Source organism: Sporolactobacillus caesalpiniae (assembly GCF_040513385.1).
GTDB lineage: Bacteria > Bacillota > Bacilli > Bacillales > Sporolactobacillaceae > Sporolactobacillus.
Genome location: NZ_JBEVCB010000007.1, coordinates 267,829 through 286,463, shown reverse-complemented (window position 1 = coordinate 286,463; position 18,635 = coordinate 267,829). Strand labels below are relative to the sequence as shown.

Genomic DNA, 18,635 nt, shown 5'->3' with positions numbered 1-18,635 from the left:
AGAATAAACATGTTAAAAAAGTGTCTGCCTTATTATATAGGATCTCTAATACTGCATGTTGTTGGTTTTACGTTTCTTTTTCTCGCAGCCAGAACGAATCCGGTCATGCTTGGTCTCGGCCTTATGGCTTATACGCTTGGGCTTCGGCATGCCTTTGACGCAGATCATATTGCGGCCATTGACAATACCGTGCGCAAGCTGACCCAACAAGGACAAAATCCGATGGGTGTCGGCTTCTATTTCTCAATAGGCCATTCCTCGGTCGTATTTCTCATGGCGACTGTTCTGGCTTTGTCTGTACGCTGGGCGCAGCAACATTTGTCGCTGTTTGAGCATGTCGGCGGCTTCGTGGGGGCGACGGTTTCCGGCGTTTTTTTGATTGTCATTGCAATTATTAATTTTTTGATTTTAATGGATTTGCAAAGGTTATTTCGCCGATTGAAAAAACATGAATTCGATCAGGAAAGATTTGAACAGTTGCTTCAATCGCGCGGATTCTTGGCACGCACGTTTAAGCCTCTGTTTGCGTTTATTACTAAAAGCTGGCATGTACTGCCGCTTGGATTCCTATTTGGGCTTGGTTTTGATACTGCGACGGAAATCAGCTTGCTGGCGCTCTCGGCAGAATCCGTAAGGGCGCATATGTCTTTCCTTGCAATTATGGCGTTGCCAATTCTTTTTGCTGCAGGTATGAATGTCATGGATACGACGGATTCAGTGATGATGACACGTGCCTACCGCTGGGCGCTGGATACACCAGTTCGCAAGATCTACTACAATCTTACGGTCACGACTGTTTCAGTACTGGCGGCACTGCTGATCGGTGCTATTGAGCTTGGTCAGGTTGTCGGTGAACTTTTTCAGCTTAAAGGCCATTTTTGGAATTGGGTGCAGCAGATCGATTTGAACTGGATGGGCTATGGTTTGATTATCCTTTTTATTACGGTATGGGTGCTCGCTTACCTCATTTGGAAACTTTTCCGCATTGATCAACGATGGAGTAAGGCGATGTAAAAAGTAGTGAATCAAATAAAAATTCCGTTGAATCGTTACTTGATTCAGCGGGATTTCACTTTGTAAGTCCAAGGTTAACGGACTTTCTTAAATTTATGTTGCTTAGGTAATGATCTAAAATTTGGAGTGCAAACAGCTAAGCACTGTTCTGTATTTAGATCGACTATTTCTAATTCTGATATTCCAGTATAATTTATAGGAGAAAAATAAGGATGAATAGGAAGGGAATGTACCAAAAAAAGAGCAGCATTCTACTTGAATGAAAAAATTATTAGTGTCAAATAGCCCGCATCATTGACTAGATGTGAGCTACTTGACACTTACTTTTGAACATTCAAAGATAAAATTCCTAAAATAACAGATTTTGATGTGAACCCCAAAAGTTGGACATAGTTTTATACCATGATGGACCACACCACCATGGTTTAGTTATTAAGTTTATCCTTATATTTTTTTAACAGCTTAGTGTTTAAGTCACTAATTTCTGAGAAATGCCATTCGTAAGTGGTCAATAATCTGTGAATATCAAACAAAACTTTTTCAACTTCATCCCCATTTTTGGTGTTTATATTAGTGATTTTTTTTAATAGAGCATCGAACTGGTTTGTTAATGATTTGAAATCATCCAGGTTATCGTACTGTTCCTTTATGTCGGCTTTAGAAATAATCTCAGTCGTGGAATTAAGTTTTTGAATTAGATCAAGTACTACTTTTAATCTTTGGTACATATGTCATTGCCTCCATTTTTTATTTCCAGTTTCCTATTTTACGGCCTAATGCTTTTTTGGTTTTATCTATATTTACAGTTCCATCCAAATTCAAAACGTATTTTACGTTGCCTTTCTTGTCTATTACTTCTAGATGATCATGATGTAATGCGTCTAGATAAATGCCATACCCTTTTTTAAGATAATCATTATCAACTTTTTGAGTTATTTTATATATCGATTGTCCATCATAGTTAATCTTGGTTTTTGAGATACTATTAATAATGGATTTTCCGAAGTCTGTTCTAAATAATTCATTCATATTTGAAACAGAATTAACAAGTTTTCCATTTCCTGTAATATGTTTTTTAATTGACGCTTGCTGAATCAAATCCCGCACATGATCGATTTGATTGGAGAGCGGATCATTACGGTCGGGTAGCTGCTGCAGTTTGTTTCTTAATCCCTTGGTATCGATCACATTGTAAGGGATCGGATCGTTCGCAAATTGTGTGCGGGGGAATAGAGGCGTGCTCCACCGATTAAGTTTATTATTCACTGATTCAGCGTGTTTTGCCAGTGTTGTTTTTGTTACCATGCGCGCTTTGCTGGCGGCTTCGCCTATTTTTTCGCCTTTGGTAACTTTACCAAGTTTATCAACGCCTTTGGTGCCGACAGCACCAGATAGCAGCGTGGCGAATGCGCAGACAATCCATCTTGAGCGTGTATAGGCATTGCCGTGTATGATGTCTTTATCAAACGACTGAACCAATGCGTTTTTGATAACGTTAAAGGTTTGAATCGGGTGAGTAGATGCATACCAAGTGCTTTTAAACGTCTCGACTGGATTTGTCGTTGCATCCCATATGCCGAGGACGGTGTCTTTGACCATATCTTTTGCTCCATCACGTATGCCATACTGGATTTCTTGATCGATGATCACCGCTTTGGTTATATTTTCCAGTAAAGGATTGATGGGCTGTGTATCTTTTTTCGACACGTGACGCGCCTGTTCCTGCTGCTTTTTGATCTCCAGATACTGCTGTGTTTGCTTCCGCATTTCATCCTGAACTTGATAGATTTTGCTGTCGTGATAGGCGGTCGCGTTGAAATGCATTGGCTGTACGTCCGCACCTTGACGAGTCGCGTGAATCAGCTCTTCGTACAGTGCTTGGATGTGCGGCAGGTCTTCAGTAATTTGACGGTATTCATTCGTCAAGGATTGATCGAGATCCTGAACATCGAGTGCCATTTTTGCTCGCTTTTTGTCAGCAGCATCTAATGCTTGATCGACGTCGTGGTTGGAAAACACATTGATGGGGACAAGGTCGGAAATGCTGTTCAGAATCTTGGCGATGTCATCACGCTGCTCGCGCACCATTTCCTTGGAACGCGCGTAGCCCATGGACAGGTCCTCATTCAAAAAAGGGACGTGAACCTGTGTATCTCCGTCGAGGTTCCTGTAATCAATCGTACCAGAAACGCCCTGAAAATAAGCGGTTTTTTCATCAATCAGCCGCAACCAGGCATCGACGACATTCACTTGAGCAGCGAAAATCAGAGCCAAGTCCTGCGATCTGCTGGAATGCGGTGCGCAAGTTATGGAATTGATCACGTAACGTTTGGTAGTGTTTGGCGTACGCCTTGGCGGCTGTGATCAATGACTCGGCATCGTAGGTTTGTGTATCACCGGCTGAGCCAGAGCCCATGTTTATTCTCATTTTATCACCTTCAGATTAGGAACTAGTCAATGGGATGGAAATGCGAAAATGTGATGTGTTTCTAGAAGGAACAGGGGAAAGTCTTTTGGTTTGTTTCTAGTGTACAAAATGTGGCTAAGTGTTGAACACAGTCGAAACTCCTAAATAAGCATAGGGAATTTACTGGAAAATGGTCTGTCGACAACATTCGATATCAAATACCCTGCTGTTGGGAATAGAGACTCAATACACAATAAAATCGACTGGCTCAGCATTGTTTATGCTGCCAGTCGATTAAATGAACATTGACAAAATAAATCGTGCACTATACAATTAACTTATGAGTTAAATTAACATAAACGTTAATCAATGTGCGAGAGTAACTTGCAAAATAAGTATATTTTTTTCCTCTGGAGGGCAAGATTATGCCACTGGTTTTCAATGAGAATGGAGTTCTTAGTCCCGGAGATTATCCAATGACCATAGAGCAACTAAAAAGTTCTCTATTGGTTCAAGGACCTGGCGGAGGGGTACCTTGGAATCAACAGAAACGTTTCATGTTAGTCACTAATTTATCTATTCTTGTTGATCAATTGCACCAAGTCGGAATTGACGAAATTTTTATTGATGGTTCATTTGTTGAAGATAAGGCTAACCCAAGCGACATTGATGGTTATTTTGCAACGAGCCCTTATTATCTATTAGATATTGTGCGGGATTTAAATAAAATAGATCCTCACAAAATTTGGACGTGGGACTGGAAAAGCAGAGTATACGATCGTAATTCGTCTAAGCCTCAACTTCCTATGTGGTATCGATATAAAGTAGAATTATATCCTCATGTAGGGCAAGAGAGCGGTATTCTTGATGAATATGGACATCAGCAAATGTTTCCTGCGGCATTTAGAAAAACACGGGATACTTTTTTACCGAAAGGCATTATCAAAATTATCAAGTAATTTAGAACTCCTGGTTTTGATTGTCAATGAACAGCAGTTTATACCGATTTCAAGCAAAGGAGTGAACGAGTATTATGATTAAAAATGAAGCCGCATATCAGAAGGCTGTTGAGAAGCTGAAGCAAGATCAAGACTATATAAAAAGTGAAAAAAGTCGATTTGAGAAAATGGAGCTTAATGCCGAACAAGTTGACATGGCCGTGCAGCCGTTGATCTCATTTCATGAACAATTAAAGGCAGAAGTCGAGTATTATGAGCGAATTAAACGTGGTACCTTTAATCCGGTATATAAATTCACAGACATTGGTAAGACATTAATCGCCTATAGAATTTACTTGAACTTACCACAAGTTGAGTTGGCTCATCGGCTGAAGGTAAGTGAAGCTCAAGTCTCTAGAGATGAACGTAACGAATACTACGGTGCAACGACTGAAAAACTTGAAAACGTTATGAGAGCTATGGGAATGAAGGCTACGATCAAAATCGAGATTACCGACGAAGTAGGGGCATAGTTGCCGATAAAGTGTTCTTTGGTTTACCAAATTCTTGATGGACATAGAGCGTGTATGGATTACACGTTCTGTGTCCATTTTCTTCTTTAGAGAAATGTAACGAGTCATCCATGTTTGTACAGCTTGAATCGGTCCCGAGAGAAGCTATATAGCATATGAACAGTAAGGACGAGCATTAGGAATGACAAAAGATACCAGATGATCCAATAGGTGAGTAAAAACAACACCAAGGCGAGCGCAAAAACGATGAATGAGCAACAGTAGCAATCAAAGCTCGATAGAGAAATGAGAACAATACAGAAGTCTAAGCTTTGAACATGTAGGCATTGAAAAAGTTTCATAAAGGAAACGTCTATTTTTCCGACCATTCAGTTATAATAATAGGAAGAATAAGAAGATTGGAGGATTTGCTTGTGCTGACCAATCTATATATTGATAACTTTAAAGCGTTTAATCGGTTTAAAATTCATTTTAAACAATACTTAACGGTCTTGATTGGAACCAATGCAGTTGGAAAAAGTTCTGTTTTACAAGCTATTGATTTATTGTATTATTTTGCGACAAATAATCTTGATGGTTATTTATCAAAACATAATTGGAAAGCTTCGGAGCTTAAGGGGAAAAGTTCAAGGTCAAAACGTAATATTAATTTTTCTGTCCATTTCCGCGTTGATAATCATGAGTTAGAGTGGTCTTTTACACTTGTCGCTCGTAAAGATGAGCTTATCTGCATGAAAGAACGAGTCCTGGAAACAAAAACAAATGCAGTTCTTTTGCTTAAAGATACAAAAAATATGCGTTGGTTTGATTCTGCTAAAGGTGACTTTCAGGAATTTCCGGAAATTCAGTTGAAAGGATCGATGCTGTCTTTAATTGGTTCTTCTCAAGAGGAGTTTGTCCATCGTTTTCCACAACTCAGCTCTTTAAAAAAAAATGTACTCAGTATCAAATCCTTTGAATCGTTGTCCCCGGAGCACATGCGAAAAACAAGCAGATATGATGCAAATGATCTGGGGCTTGGCGGCGAACGGCTTGGTGCTTTTTTGCATACACTGCCAAATGAAAAAAAGTCTTTGATAAACAAGAAATTAAAGAACTACTATCCCTATTTCGAAGCCATCAATACTAAAAAAAGACAATACGGACATGTTCAATTAAACATTGGTGAAAAATTGCCAAATATCAGTGCCTATAATGTTAATGCCAATTATATTAGTGATGGTTTACTTAGAATTATTGCGTTAGTCTCCCTAGAGGCGTTGGATGATGATCACCGTATTTTGTTACTTGATGAAATAGAAGACGGGATTAATCCAAATCTAGCAGCTGAGCTCGTAGATAATTTGCGTAGGATCGGAAAAAATAAACAAATTATTGTAACAACGCATAGCCCAGTCATTTTAAATTACTTTGATAAAGAAAGCATTGTCTTCTTGTGGCGAGATCGCGAAGGGCGTGTTAAGTCTCAAAATATGTTTGAGAGTCCCAAATTATCCGAGGAATTAAAGTTTATGAATGCGGGTGAAATTTGGCTCAACTTTGATCCTGAGGAGATCGAAGACGCTTTAGAGAAGACATTAGACGATGGTGAAGACCATGACGACTAAGTGTCTAAAGGTATTGATTTATGGTGAAGGACCAACAGATATCGGCACTGTTGACCAAAGTGGCGTTTGGAAAAAAGGATGTATCGTCAAACTCATTGAAAAAATTAACTCTCATGTTCAACTAGATTTTATTAATCCCCCAGGGAAGAAAGAGATAAGCCGTATTCCGATTATACCCACAAGAGGGCGGAAGAAATTTAGAGGACACGGTGCAATTATTAATAAGCTTGTATTATACGGTAGAAAAAATCATTTTGACTATGATCTCGTAATCTATTACGGAGATACGGATAAAGAGACGGGTTCGAAAAACTCTCGATTGAATGCTAGGAGGGAGTCTAAAGAAGCTTACGATCAAGCCTTTGAAGCTTTTGAGTTCTTTCATGTGAATGGAATTCCGGTGATTCCGCTTAGAATGCTCGAATCTTGGCTGTTAGCAGATCCGAGTTCATTTGCACAGGCTTTTGGCCGGTGCATTCAATTGCCAAGTGATCCGGAATTCTTATGGGGAGACAAACGCGATCCGAGTAGCAACTATCCGAAACATGTATTAAAGAGAGTTCTTTCCCAGTTAAATCAAATCCCCTCAAATGAAACGTATTGCCAAATTGTAGCGCATTTAAATTTAGATACATTGCAAAAAAAATGTCCGATCAGCTCTTCTCCCTTTATTGATTGTGCTCAAAACAAAATAAGATGAATTGATAAGCTGACTTGACGACTTACAAGATTAATAGAGTCGTCTACAAGAGACACTAAGAGAAACAGTTGTGGTACACCGCTCTTAAATCCGTTTTTTTATCCTTGTCTATTGTTTTATAAGCAAGCACATTGATCACTTATGGACGAACAGGTGCGTCTTTTATTTCTGAGAATGGTCAGATTTCCTTGATTCATTTGGAATAGGACAAATTGGGTGCCACATAAAATCTTCCAGTAGCAATTTGGGAGTGGCGCAGATGGTGATCACATTTTCCATGATTCAAGTACCTATCGAAATGATTTATCCGACCTACTCTACACAGCCGTCAAAAAGTGAATTAAAAAAAATTGCTAAGAAACTTCGGGCGGATGTCGCACTCCCCAGAATGATCGTTGTTGAGAAGAAAGAAAACGGGGACGGGTACTGGCTCGTTGCCGGTTATGAAATTTATCTTGCCTATCAGAAGTGCGGCTATAAGTGGATCAGTTGTTTTTGCCAGTCTAGAACGGATGCTACCTATAAAAGGCTGGAACAACTGCAATGGATGTATTTGGGCAAGTCCGGATGGATGGATAAGCATTTAAAGATTGTGAGTCTTATGAGTAAAGAAAAATCGATTTCTTCTATTGCTGATTCAATCGGCGTTAAGGAATCGGATATTAAACGGTACTTAATTAATCCTGCTATTCCGGAACGTATCGTAAAAAAAGCATTAGCGAATAATTCCAGCTTTCCGCTTCTAAATGCCATCATCCGTTTGAACGTATCATGGCGGATTCGAAACCAATTATTCGAACGAGCCGTTCTCCTCAGGGGACAGCAAAATAAGTTCACACTAGATAAAATGAAAATACTGAAGTGGCTGCTTCATATTAACCGATTTGCTGAATTGGAGAAGGAAGAAGATCGCTGGGCAGTGATTCAATTAACAGTTATTAACTATAGAGAAAGACTGACTGACGCGATGAAAAAAGAGATTGATAAGCGTTTAAAAAAGAAAAATAATGACTAATTCATCTTCAAGCATTGCAAAAAACTATGTAGAATGATTTTTATGCCTAGAGACTGAAAGTAAAAAAGTGTTAATACAGCAGGTTTATACAGGAAGACCAGCCTGGAAAACTTGCAGATGGCGCGATTCATTCGAAGTCAATGAATCATCTTCCAGATGCAAACGATCAGAATCGACGAAAATTGACATTTTCCAATTTATAATTATATAATAATTCAAGTAGTTATTACCTCTCAGTCTATTTTTTTTTGAGGTAGAGGTGCGATTGTTATTAGTGTGTAGTGGAGTCCGAGAAGACGAGGAAGCTAGTACAGAAGGAACGATCGCCGAAGTAACTAATGCATTCTCACCATTAGTTGCTGGGTCTGTAATCAATAATTACAGGACTGTCTTAATAAATTTCACCGAATTTATTAAGTTGCGCTCGCTCAGGAATAGGTAAGATGATGGATTTGGGATGACTGTATGATTTCCGGGTTCTTTGTCGGAAAAGGTATATGATCTTTTATTTTTGCCTTTAAGAGATTCCTAGCATTTTGGGGGATCTCTTTTTTGTGCTGATAAGAAAGTGTATTAAAAATCAAACATTAGCAGAAATGAGTGTAAGGATCGGGAGTAGCCCTGTTTTTTATTGGGAAGGTAATGGAACACTTTTAGTGTTCGGCTTATTTAGGGGTTACGCAGTGACCCCTACTTATTTATTCATTTGCAGCCGTTGACGTTAAAAGTAGGCTTTATATGGCTTGCCATTAGCGTTGTCTATGCACTGATTACAACCAAGGGCTTTAAAAAGTTGCCGCCAAGCTTTCAAGATTTATGATTGGTTTGGTGATTAAAAGGTAAGGCATAAGGACATGAACTTGAGAGAATCTTAGGTTCATGTCTTTTTTGTATGTTCATGGCATTTTAAGTGACTAAAAGATGCCTCCTGTAATGAAAAGGAGCCATCTTTTTTGTTTTGAAATCCCTAGGATGTTTAGCGTTCAGTAGAGATTTAAAGGCTGGCGAGAATTGGCACGTCCTCACTTTTTACGCCAAACTTTTAGGCATGATGCAGAAACGTTCCAATCTTTGCGTGCGTAAAAAAAGTGCCACATACAGAATTTTGATTTTTCATTTGATTTAGAATTTGGTAAAATAAGAGACACAGAAGCATCCTTTCTTTTGGGTGGTGTTGTTACCTATATTTTTCCAAAGGAATGGGTGTTTTTTCATTTTTAATGATAACCATTCTAATCCAAACTTAGGTTCAGCAAGAGATTAAACGTTTTTTTTAACTCCGAAACTTGAGTACATAAGTGATTGACAAAATAGTGAGAGTGAGGGATTAAATCTTGGATCAACTATGGTTAAAGCGAAATGGTACATACACTAAAAGTGTTTGGGGTGGTGGTGAAACCACTGAGATCTTCATCTATCCTGAAAAGGGTGATTATCGTTTGCGCAATTTTGGTTTTAGGATCTCGTCGGCTACGGTTACTCAGGCTGAATCCTTGTTTTCAAGTTTACCTGGATTTTATCGCTATCTGATGCCCCTTTCAGGAACAATTGAATTAAACTTCGATGGGAGCAGCACGAATAAAAGCTTATCCCCCTTTGAGGTTGCCGACTTTGACGGAGGGATTGCAACGAAGTCCTATGGTACGTGCCGCGACTTTAACCTCATGATCAACAAAGATCAAGGGTGGAGCGGACAGATTGACTTGATCACAGAACCTTCGAGTAAACAGGAAAATAAATTATTTACGGGTTATTTTGCTTTGGAAGGCAAAGCTAAATTGGAAGATGCAACCGAGGGATTATCGTTAGTTTTGAATCAAGGAGACTTTCTGATGATCAAATCGGAAAGTGATTTTGAACTGTCCGTATCCAGTCTGCAACCAACGCTGAAACTAATCAAAGTAACCGTAACTTCAGATAAAACAAACTAACAGATTCGTGATTTCTATTTCTATGGATGAGGTATTTAGAATGCACAGCATGAATATTCAATCAGTATCTTAAACACACCGAAAAGACAAAAGTGCAGTCAGGCTTAATACCTGGTTATACGGTCTGCTTTTTTACGTATATAGGCACAACTAGGTGTGACGAAACACCTCATTTGTGAAAACGCTGACAAAATTAAGTGACTAAATGCTCATTTTCGTAAAGTATAAAGGATTCAACGCTATTTTTGTGGAAAATCTAGTCAACAGCCTGTCGATTAAACTCGATTGGTTGAAAACTAAAGAAGGTGAACAATGTATGCGTCGGTTTTTTGTAGTGTTTAAACGCTTTTCTCTTGTTGTGTTAATCTTGGCGCTTTACGTGTCGATGTCCGGGATCAGCCCAAGGATTGCAAAGGCTGATGGAGGTGCTGATTCTACGCCTGATTATAGCGGGCATAAATCTTGGAATCAGTTGACGACGTCGAATGGTTTGTCGGCTGCGATCTATTCTGCAGGGCAAAGAAAGCTCGTTCGGTACCAACCCCATATTTACAGTCACTATGATGATAAAAGTACAACGTTGAACTATATGTGGGACAGTTACTTTGGGTACAGTCTGAACGGGGGAAAGGGGACCTGGCTGAGTGATGTCCATTTGGATTCGGCCAAATATGTAAACGGTACCAATATTATAAACGCTGTTCAAAAAGACAACGGCTTGGCGTTTAATAGCTATTACTTTACACCTTTTTCCGGAGATAACCAAAATCAGTCAAATATGCTTGTGATGCTGATGAAGGTCACGAACACATCGGATGTGGATAAAGAGGTTTCTGTTTTCTCAACGCAGAACATGCATCTGGGGACTGATTACGGCACAAATGATGAACAGACCTCCTACAATTCAAACAAACAATATATTAAAGAGTTCAACGGAAGCAACGGGAACATCGCGATTTACAAGAATTTGAATCGCTATGGTGCTCATTATGAGACGGGTTCTTCTGATCAAACACCATGGGCAGATGTGAGAAGTAATGGCAAACTCTATGACCGCACGCAAGATAAAGGGAATGACCTTTCCGTTGGATTCGAGAACCGGAGCAATGATCTTGCGGCAGGCGAATCCAAATGGTATGGCGTAATTATCGGATTGACTGAGAAAGGTAATGAATCACAATTAGGCGATGATGTGGAAGCCTTGGCTGAACCGGCGCTCGACATCAGTCCGGAAGCCTTGTTAAATCAAGAAAAGGATTGGTGGGCTAATTGGCACAGCAAGGAGAAGATGCCGGCAGGATTATCTGACCAGGAGCAGCAAGTGTACAAACAATCAACGGCTGTCCTTAAAATGGCACAGGTTAGGGAGTCTGGAAAAGGGTATGGCCAGGTTCTGGCAAGTCTGATCCCTGGGGAATGGAGCATTGGCTGGGTTCGCGATGGCATTTATTCGATTCAGGCGCTTATTGAATCCGGTCATTATCAAGAGGCAAGAAATGCGCTCAAATTCATGTTTGAAGCGGACATGCGCAAGACTGAAGATGGGAAAGACAACTACTATCAGAAGCACTATATTGAAAGTACGGACAAGTCTGTACCGACGTACGGGCTAGGTGTTGATCTTTCCGATGACTACCTGATCTCCCTTTGTCGTTTCTTCGGTAATGGTACGGAAGATTCGGACCCTAATGAAAACGGATACAACATTGAGTTTGATGGCTGGGGTCTCGCACTCTGGGGCGCGGAACGTTATGTTGCCGAAACCGGAGATACCGCTTTTCTAAATGAATTTTGGCCGAAGCTGAAAGCACGAGATGCTAATCTGCTTGAGGAATTGATCGATAAAGATACCGGACTGATGCAACCGGATTCTTCAATTTGGGAGGAGCACTGGACACCATTCGATGTGCGGGGGAATGCGCCGGCTCGTCAGCAGTTTGCCTTTACAAATATAACGACGTATCAAGGTTTTAAATCTGCCGCCCGCCTGGCAAGCCTTGCAGGTGATCAGGAAGGTGCTGCGCGATTTACTGAAGATGCGTCCAAATTAAAAACAGCCATTTTGGATCATCTTGTTGTGGATACAAATGGTGCCAAGACCATTGCATCCTCGCTGGAACGAAAGAGTGATCCGGCGAAATTCAATGATGGGTCGACCGTTGAAGCGATTCATTTCGGCCTCGTCGATCCGTCCAGCGATCTGGCTAAGGGCATGATCAATGCTTATGATCAAAACCTGAGAATAAAAACGGGAAGTACGCCCGGCTATATGCGTAATCAGGATGGAGATACCTATGATTCCAGAGAGTGGGGCTTTATTGACTTAAGAATTGCGGGTGCATTAGCCAAGATGGGTCGGGATGACCAAAGTAAGGTCTTGCTGGACTGGATGACGAGTACTGCGACCGCAAACTATGATCTGATTCCGGAACTTTTGGACTGGACGACTCAGGATTATGCAGGGTCCGTGCCAATGGCTGGTTTTGGATCCGGATCTTATGTTCTTGGGATCAATGACTACTACGGACAACAGACAAGTAAACCTGAACGCGCAGCAACAGATGCCGTAGAAAAAGCGGAAGCAAGCAAAACTCAAGCGGATGTCGATGCCGCTCGTGCGCTGGTGGATAAACTGACCGCGGGTGATGTCAAGACCGATCTTGAGAATCGGTTAAATGCCGTGCAGAAATTAATCGATCAAGCGAAGGCTGAGGATTCAGCAACGCATGCGGTTGAAAAAGCAGAAACGAGCAAGGATCAAGCAGATGTGGACGCAGCACGAGCACTTGTTCAAAAGCTTTCTGATGGAACGGTGAAGACGGAGCTGACGAAGCGTCTCGACGTTATGCAGAATCAAATTGACGAAAGCAAGGCAGAGAAGGCAGCTGCTCAAGCGGTTGAAAAAGCGGAAAAGAGCAAAAATCAGACTGATGTGGATGCAGCGCGAGCGCTTGTTCAAAAGCTTTCCAATGAAACGGTAAAAACGGAGCTCGTGAAGCGGCTTGATGCGGTGCAGCAACAAATTGACGGAAGTAAGTCCGAAGAAGCAGCCATCAAAGCGGTACAAAAAGCAGGGGTTGTCAAAACTCAGAAATCAATTGATCAAGCCCGAACCCTGGTCGAACGTCTTCCGGACGGTAAGCTGAAGTCTAAACTAACAAAAAAATTGAACAAGATCCAAAAGATTGTCGATCGTCGTCATGGGATTGATCAAGCGACCGATGCTGTGCAGGTCGCGGCAAAGTCACTGTCCCAGAAAGATGTGAATACGGCGCGCAACCTTGTCAATCAATTGCCGTCCGGAGCTGTCAAGAAAGCACTGCTTCAGCATCTGAGCGCTATTCAGAAGAAAATTGATCGTAAAGCTGTTCTCTATACCGGTTATCTCACTAAGAAACATGCGTTGTACAAAGGCTCTTCCGTTCATGCAAAGATACTGAAAAAGCTTCCGGCAGGAACAGTGGTAAAAGTACTTAAAACCGGCAAATGGACGAAAGTCCGTTATCAAGGCTTTGAGGGCTATATTTGGGGCAAGGATGTCAAGAAGGTTGTATTTAAAGGAAAACTTGTGAATCCGTCCGCCTTCCGATCCGGCAGTTCAAAGAAGGCTCATATCATTAAGTATTTGAAGAAAAACACCCACGTAAATGTTCTGGTAAAGGGGAAATCATGGGATCGGATTGTTTATGGGGGAAAGATCGGCAGTGTCTGGAGCAAAGACATCAAGAATAAGTAAGCTCGGTGATTCATTCGCTCTTTGTACTCGCTTTTTAATTATGAACATGTGAAGGGAGTCACAATATGTTTGGGAAAAAGTTATTTAAAAGCCTGCTTTCTTTAACGTTGAGCGTTGTTCTGTTGTTACCAATCTTACTGAGTCCGATCCAGGCACAGGCTGATTCGCCTGCCGATGGCTTGTCTTTGGATGGACGGACGCCGCTGAGTGTGTCGGGTTATACCAAGGAGAATAATGGGATCAAGCTTGATCTCGGGAAAAAATATGTCGGGTATATCCGTCTCCTTTCATCGACGATGTCTAAAGTGTCGATTCTCAAAAAAGGGGACGATGAGTACAATTCTCCGGGGATTGCAAAGAAGGACTGGTCCGCGCCTGACTTTACCATCAGTGAGCAAGCGGACACTTATGTGCTCTCCACTGACAAGCTTGATATCTATATCCATAAAAAACCTTTTGGTGTGAAATACACCGATAAACAAGGCACGGTGATCAACGAAGATTACCTCGATCGAAGCAGCGGTTATGATAATGATGGCAAACCGTACGTTTATAAGAAGCTGACTGTGGGCAACCGAGAAAGCTTCTACGGTTTTGGCGAACAGGCCCGCGGATTGAATAAGTATGGAGAAAAAATGACGCTGTGGAATACGGATGCTTATGGTTATGACAACAATACAGACAGCCTCTACACCTCAATTCCGTTTTTTATCGGTTTGAAGGATCAGAAGGCATATGGCATCTTCTTTGACAACACCTACAAATCGCATTTCGATATGGCCAAGGAGAGCGGTGACTATTATTATTTTTATGCCGATGGAGGGAAGCTGACCTACTATTTCATCTATGGTCCAAAGGTGCAAGATGTATTGGCCAGTTATACCGAATTGACAGGGAAAATGAACAAGCCGCCGTTATGGTCGCTTGGCTTTCAACAAAGCAAGTACGGCTATACGCCGGAACAGCTGCTTGAGGTGGCCAAGACCTACCGTGAGAAAAAAATTCCATTAGATACGATGGTATTCGATATTAATTATATGAATGGATACCGCGTGTTCACATGGGACAATCAATACAAAGATGCATTAAAAGCATTGAAAGCCCAAGGTTTCCGGACGGTCACGATTGTCGATCCAGGCGTGAAAGCAGAGAATGGTTATTCGATTTATCAGGATGGCACAAACAAAGGCTACTGGGCGAAAAATCCAGACGGAACCGCTTTTCATGGAACGGTTTGGGCCGGGGATTCTGTTTTTCCCGATTTCTCCCGTGCAGAAGTACGTGACTGGTGGGGGGAAAATCAGGGCACCTTGCTTTCTGAAGGTGTGGATGGCATTTGGAATGACATGAATGAACCTTCTATATTTAACGGACCTGGTGGTACAACCCCGCTTGATGTGCAGTTCGGAAATCAAACGGCAGCTGAATTTCATAATGTCTATGCACATGAAGAGAATCATGCGGCTTATGATGGCTATCTCAAGCTTAAGCCAAATCAGCGCCCGTTTATTCTGACACGAGATATGTATGCAGGGACACAACGGTATGCGGCAATTTGGACAGGTGATAATCAGAGCGACTGGGAACATTTGGCCATGACCATTCCGATGAATGCGAATCTGGGTCTGTCTGGACAGCCTTTTGTCGGGAATGATATTGGCGGATTCGCCGGGCCACGGGCAACACCGGAATTGTTTGCGCGATGGATTGAGATCGGATCTCTGGTACCTTTCTCAAGGAATCACTACTCGATTGACAAACAGGATCAAGAACCTTGGCAGTTTGGCAAGCAAGTTGAGAATATCAGCCGCAAGTACGTTAGTTTGCGTTACCAGCTGATGCCGTATCTCTACAATGCGTTCATTAAAGCATCTGAGACCGGAGCACCTGTTCAACAGCCATTGGTTTATCAGTTCCAAAACGATCCGAATACGTACAACATTAATGATCAGTACATGTTCGGTGATAACCTTATGATCGCACCGATCGTCTCCGAAGGGAAAACCAGTCGCAAGATTTATCTGCCGAAAGGAACAGACTGGATCGATTATTGGAGCGGCAAGTCCTATAATGGCGGGCAAACGCTGACCTACAAAGCAGACCTGTCAACAATGCCGATCTTTATCAAGGATAATGTGATCATTCCAACGCGTGAGGTTCAGCAGAGTACGGAAGAAAAGCCGTTGACTAATCTCATTCTTGACAGCTATCTTTCATCAGAGGCTGAAAATACTTTTTATGAAGATGACGGCGAGTCGTTTAATTATGAAAAGGGTGCCTATAACACTACTCAATTTGAATTGAAGAAAAAAGGAAACACATTGACCTTTGATCAAAAGCAAACCAAGCAGGGCTATGATTCAAAAATCGCAGCCTACACACTGAAATTACATGGGGCGAACGCTCCGCACGCCATCGTTTCAGCGGGCAATCATTATAAAGCCGCTGATCATCTCGATGGTCTCGGTGAACGTACTTATTATTTTGACGCAGACGCAAACACGCTCTATGTCAAGGTTCCCGTTGCTGACCAAAAGGTGCACATCACGTATGCTTCATCGGTAAAGGAAGCCACAGATGCCGTTTCTAAAGCAGAGACGAGTAAAGTACAGAGTGATGTGGATGTCGCGCAAGCGCTCGTTGATTTGCTCAATGACGCTACTGTTCAGACTGAATTGAACGGAAGATTAAACATCGTTCGTCAAGCCATCCATACAGCGAAAGCAGAACAGGCGGCAACGGATGCGGTCAAGAAGGCGGAATCTAGCAAAACGCAGCAGGATGTTGATGCCGCGCGTGTATTGGTTCAGAAACTGAACAACGAAACGGTAAAAAATGATTTGAACTGTCGATTGGATGCTGTTCAGAAAGCCATCGGTGCAGTGGACGCTGAACGCACGGCAACAGACGCCGTGGTAAAAGCAGAAAAAAGTAAGGCGCAAAGTGACGTTGACGCTGCACGCGATCTCATTGATCCATTGACGAATGCTCGTGTGAAAAAGGAACTGGAAAAACGACTTGCCCGTGTCCAGAAAAAGATTGATAAGGCAGCGAAACAAGAAGTTGCTGTTGCTGTACGAGCGGTGGCGAAGGCGGAAAAAACAGAAAAACAGCAGGATGTTGATGCCGCACGCAGACTGGTCAATCTATTGCCTGCAAACAGCCTAAAAGCCGAGCTCTTATGGCACTTGTCTCAGGTTCAGAAACGTATTGATCGAAAAGCCGCTCATTTCGTCGGCTATCTGACGAAGAAGCAAGCGGTTCGTGTCCGGCCATCGGCACACGCGAGAAAAGTCAAAATGCTTCCGGCAGGTGCATCAGTTAACGTACTGAAGGCTGGCAAATGGATAAAAATTAGTTACAAGGGTGCAACGCGCTATGTTCAAGGCAAAGCGGTCAAGAAAGCTGCATTTACGGGCAAACTCAAAAATAAGGAGGCTTTCCGTTCCGCCTCGTCTACCAAGGCTCATGTCATCAAGCGCCTGAAAAAGAATACAAAAGTGATCGTACTGGCTAAGCAAGGCCAGTGGTACCAAGCCGTATATAAAGGAAAACTGGGCTATATCCGGAATCATGCTGTTGTGAAAATGCATCGTTCTGCTAATCACGATTGAACGATTACTAAAGCACAAAAAATCGAGAGGATGATCCCTCTCGATTTTTTTGTGCTTTTAGGAGATTCGTTCGTCAAGCGACCGGGGTAAAACGTCTGGAGACTTAGAGGGTATGTGTGGAACAGTAGAGCTAATGGTAAATCGCTTTTAAAAGATTTGCTGTAGCATTACTCTTCTTATTCTTAATGCTATAGTCACTTTTGTTCTGTCCTGCTGGGTTTACAAAAAATAAGGGTAGAAGATTAAGAAATATTTATATTTGCCAGTATGGTTTTTTTGAAAAATCACGGCAGATACTTATTCATCATTTTTGGAAGGAACAGCACTCGGCTTTGAACCGTTCAGCAAAAAGATCGGTTAACGGTATGACTGTGGAACTCCTTTTGGGGAGTGATATAGATCTATATGTTTCAGCAGTATTTTGAATCGTTGCTTGACAGTTTAACAAAACGCAGGATAAGAGTAAATAGCTGCTCCCTATATGTCTGATTCCATTTTTGATCATCAACTAGTGATCGAATTCGTGTTTCTTGTTTGTTAATAATACCCCAAAACAATGGATCATCCTCCCTCACTTTACCTACTCGCTATTAGATGGATTTCAGTTTTCTATCTGTTCTATATGAGGGGGACATCTATTACGGAGTGGCGGTTTATTCTCATTACTGAGCAAGAAAAATGGCATCCTTGGAAAGGAAGATGGAGACATGGGCCATTATTGCAGAATTTGCGGGCGAACGCGACCAAATGAAAAGTTTTCAGGGAAAGGGCATCGGAAGCATATTTGTAAAGACTGTTCGCGCAAAAAGCCTCTGAAAAAGAGTAGGAAAGAGGACGATGCTTTTTCATCCGAACTGATATCGTTGTTCGATACGATGCCGCCGCGCATGCAAGATGGTGACGACGATTTTAATTGTGATTTTGATAAACATGACGCAGATAAATCGAACGATGAGGATCTGCCTTTTTGAAAGGAGAAATTTTGAATGAGTGACAAAGTTGATCAGGAAACTGAAAAGGCGCTGCTTCATGCGGTGGAAAGTGCAAAGAATTATTCGCAGAAGCTGCGGGAGGGCAGAGATAAGCGACTGTGGCAATCGGTTGATAGTCCCATGCAGTCTTTTAGATGCGTTGAATAGG

At 41.8% G+C, this 18,635-nt stretch carries 12 protein-coding genes and 1 riboswitch; of the genes, 10 read left to right on the top strand and 2 right to left on the bottom strand.

What is annotated here, in order from left to right:
* Positions 1-9 precede the first annotated feature (9 nt).
* On the top strand, positions 10-1,014 hold the full coding sequence (locus ABWW58_RS15525; protein ID WP_353869974.1) for a HoxN/HupN/NixA family nickel/cobalt transporter: 1,005 nt from the start codon (positions 10-12) through the stop codon (positions 1,012-1,014).
* A gap of 425 nt (positions 1,015-1,439) precedes the next feature.
* Here ABWW58_RS15525 and ABWW58_RS15520 read toward each other — a convergent pair whose 3' ends face one another.
* Positions 1,440-1,742, bottom strand: a complete 303-nt coding sequence (locus ABWW58_RS15520; protein ID WP_353869973.1) for a hypothetical protein — start codon at positions 1,740-1,742, stop codon at positions 1,440-1,442.
* Between the two features lie 19 nt (positions 1,743-1,761).
* Positions 1,762-3,288 carry a T7SS effector LXG polymorphic toxin gene (locus ABWW58_RS15515; RefSeq protein WP_353869972.1) on the bottom strand — a complete coding sequence of 509 codons (1,527 nt, stop codon included), beginning with the start codon at positions 3,286-3,288 and terminating at the stop codon, positions 1,762-1,764.
* A gap of 558 nt (positions 3,289-3,846) precedes the next feature.
* Between ABWW58_RS15515 and ABWW58_RS15510 the strand changes: the two genes are divergently transcribed.
* The 9 genes from ABWW58_RS15510 to ABWW58_RS15470 all read left to right on the top strand — a co-directional run bounded on the left by ABWW58_RS15510 (position 3,847) and on the right by ABWW58_RS15470 (position 18,634).
* Positions 3,847-4,380, top strand: coding sequence for a DUF6932 family protein (locus tag ABWW58_RS15510; protein WP_353869971.1), 534 nt, complete (start codon positions 3,847-3,849; stop codon positions 4,378-4,380).
* 74 nt (positions 4,381-4,454) lie between these two features.
* Positions 4,455-4,892: a transcriptional regulator gene (locus ABWW58_RS15505; protein WP_353869970.1), complete on the top strand. Its 438-nt coding sequence runs from the start codon at positions 4,455-4,457 to the stop codon at positions 4,890-4,892.
* Between the two features lie 398 nt (positions 4,893-5,290).
* Complete coding sequence (locus ABWW58_RS15500) at positions 5,291-6,499, top strand: AAA family ATPase (RefSeq protein WP_353869969.1); 1,209 nt, start codon at positions 5,291-5,293, stop codon at positions 6,497-6,499.
* Entirely contained in the window at positions 6,477-7,199 is a 723-nt protein-coding gene (locus tag ABWW58_RS15495; RefSeq protein ID WP_353869968.1) for a DUF4276 family protein, read from the top strand. Before ABWW58_RS15500 ends, ABWW58_RS15495 begins: the two co-directional genes overlap by 23 nt.
* 259 nt (positions 7,200-7,458) lie before the next feature.
* Positions 7,459-8,214: a hypothetical protein gene (locus ABWW58_RS15490; RefSeq protein WP_353869967.1), complete on the top strand. Its 756-nt coding sequence runs from the start codon at positions 7,459-7,461 to the stop codon at positions 8,212-8,214.
* A 246-nt stretch (positions 8,215-8,460) separates the two neighbouring features.
* A riboswitch (Lysine riboswitch) is annotated at positions 8,461-8,648 on the top strand.
* A gap of 900 nt (positions 8,649-9,548) precedes the next feature.
* A complete protein-coding gene (locus tag ABWW58_RS15485; protein WP_353869966.1) occupies positions 9,549-10,145 on the top strand; it encodes a HutD/Ves family protein in 597 nt (198 codons plus the stop codon).
* 316 nt (positions 10,146-10,461) lie between these two features.
* Positions 10,462-13,881, top strand: coding sequence for a hypothetical protein (locus ABWW58_RS15480; protein WP_353869965.1), 3,420 nt, complete (start codon positions 10,462-10,464; stop codon positions 13,879-13,881).
* 65 nt (positions 13,882-13,946) lie between these two features.
* Positions 13,947-17,495 carry a TIM-barrel domain-containing protein gene (locus ABWW58_RS15475; RefSeq protein WP_353869964.1) on the top strand — a complete coding sequence of 1,183 codons (3,549 nt, stop codon included), beginning with the start codon at positions 13,947-13,949 and terminating at the stop codon, positions 17,493-17,495.
* Positions 17,496-18,481: 986 nt separating this feature from the next.
* Positions 18,482-18,634: a hypothetical protein gene (locus ABWW58_RS15470; protein ID WP_353869963.1), complete on the top strand. Its 153-nt coding sequence runs from the start codon at positions 18,482-18,484 to the stop codon at positions 18,632-18,634.
* Position 18,635 lies beyond the last annotated feature (1 nt).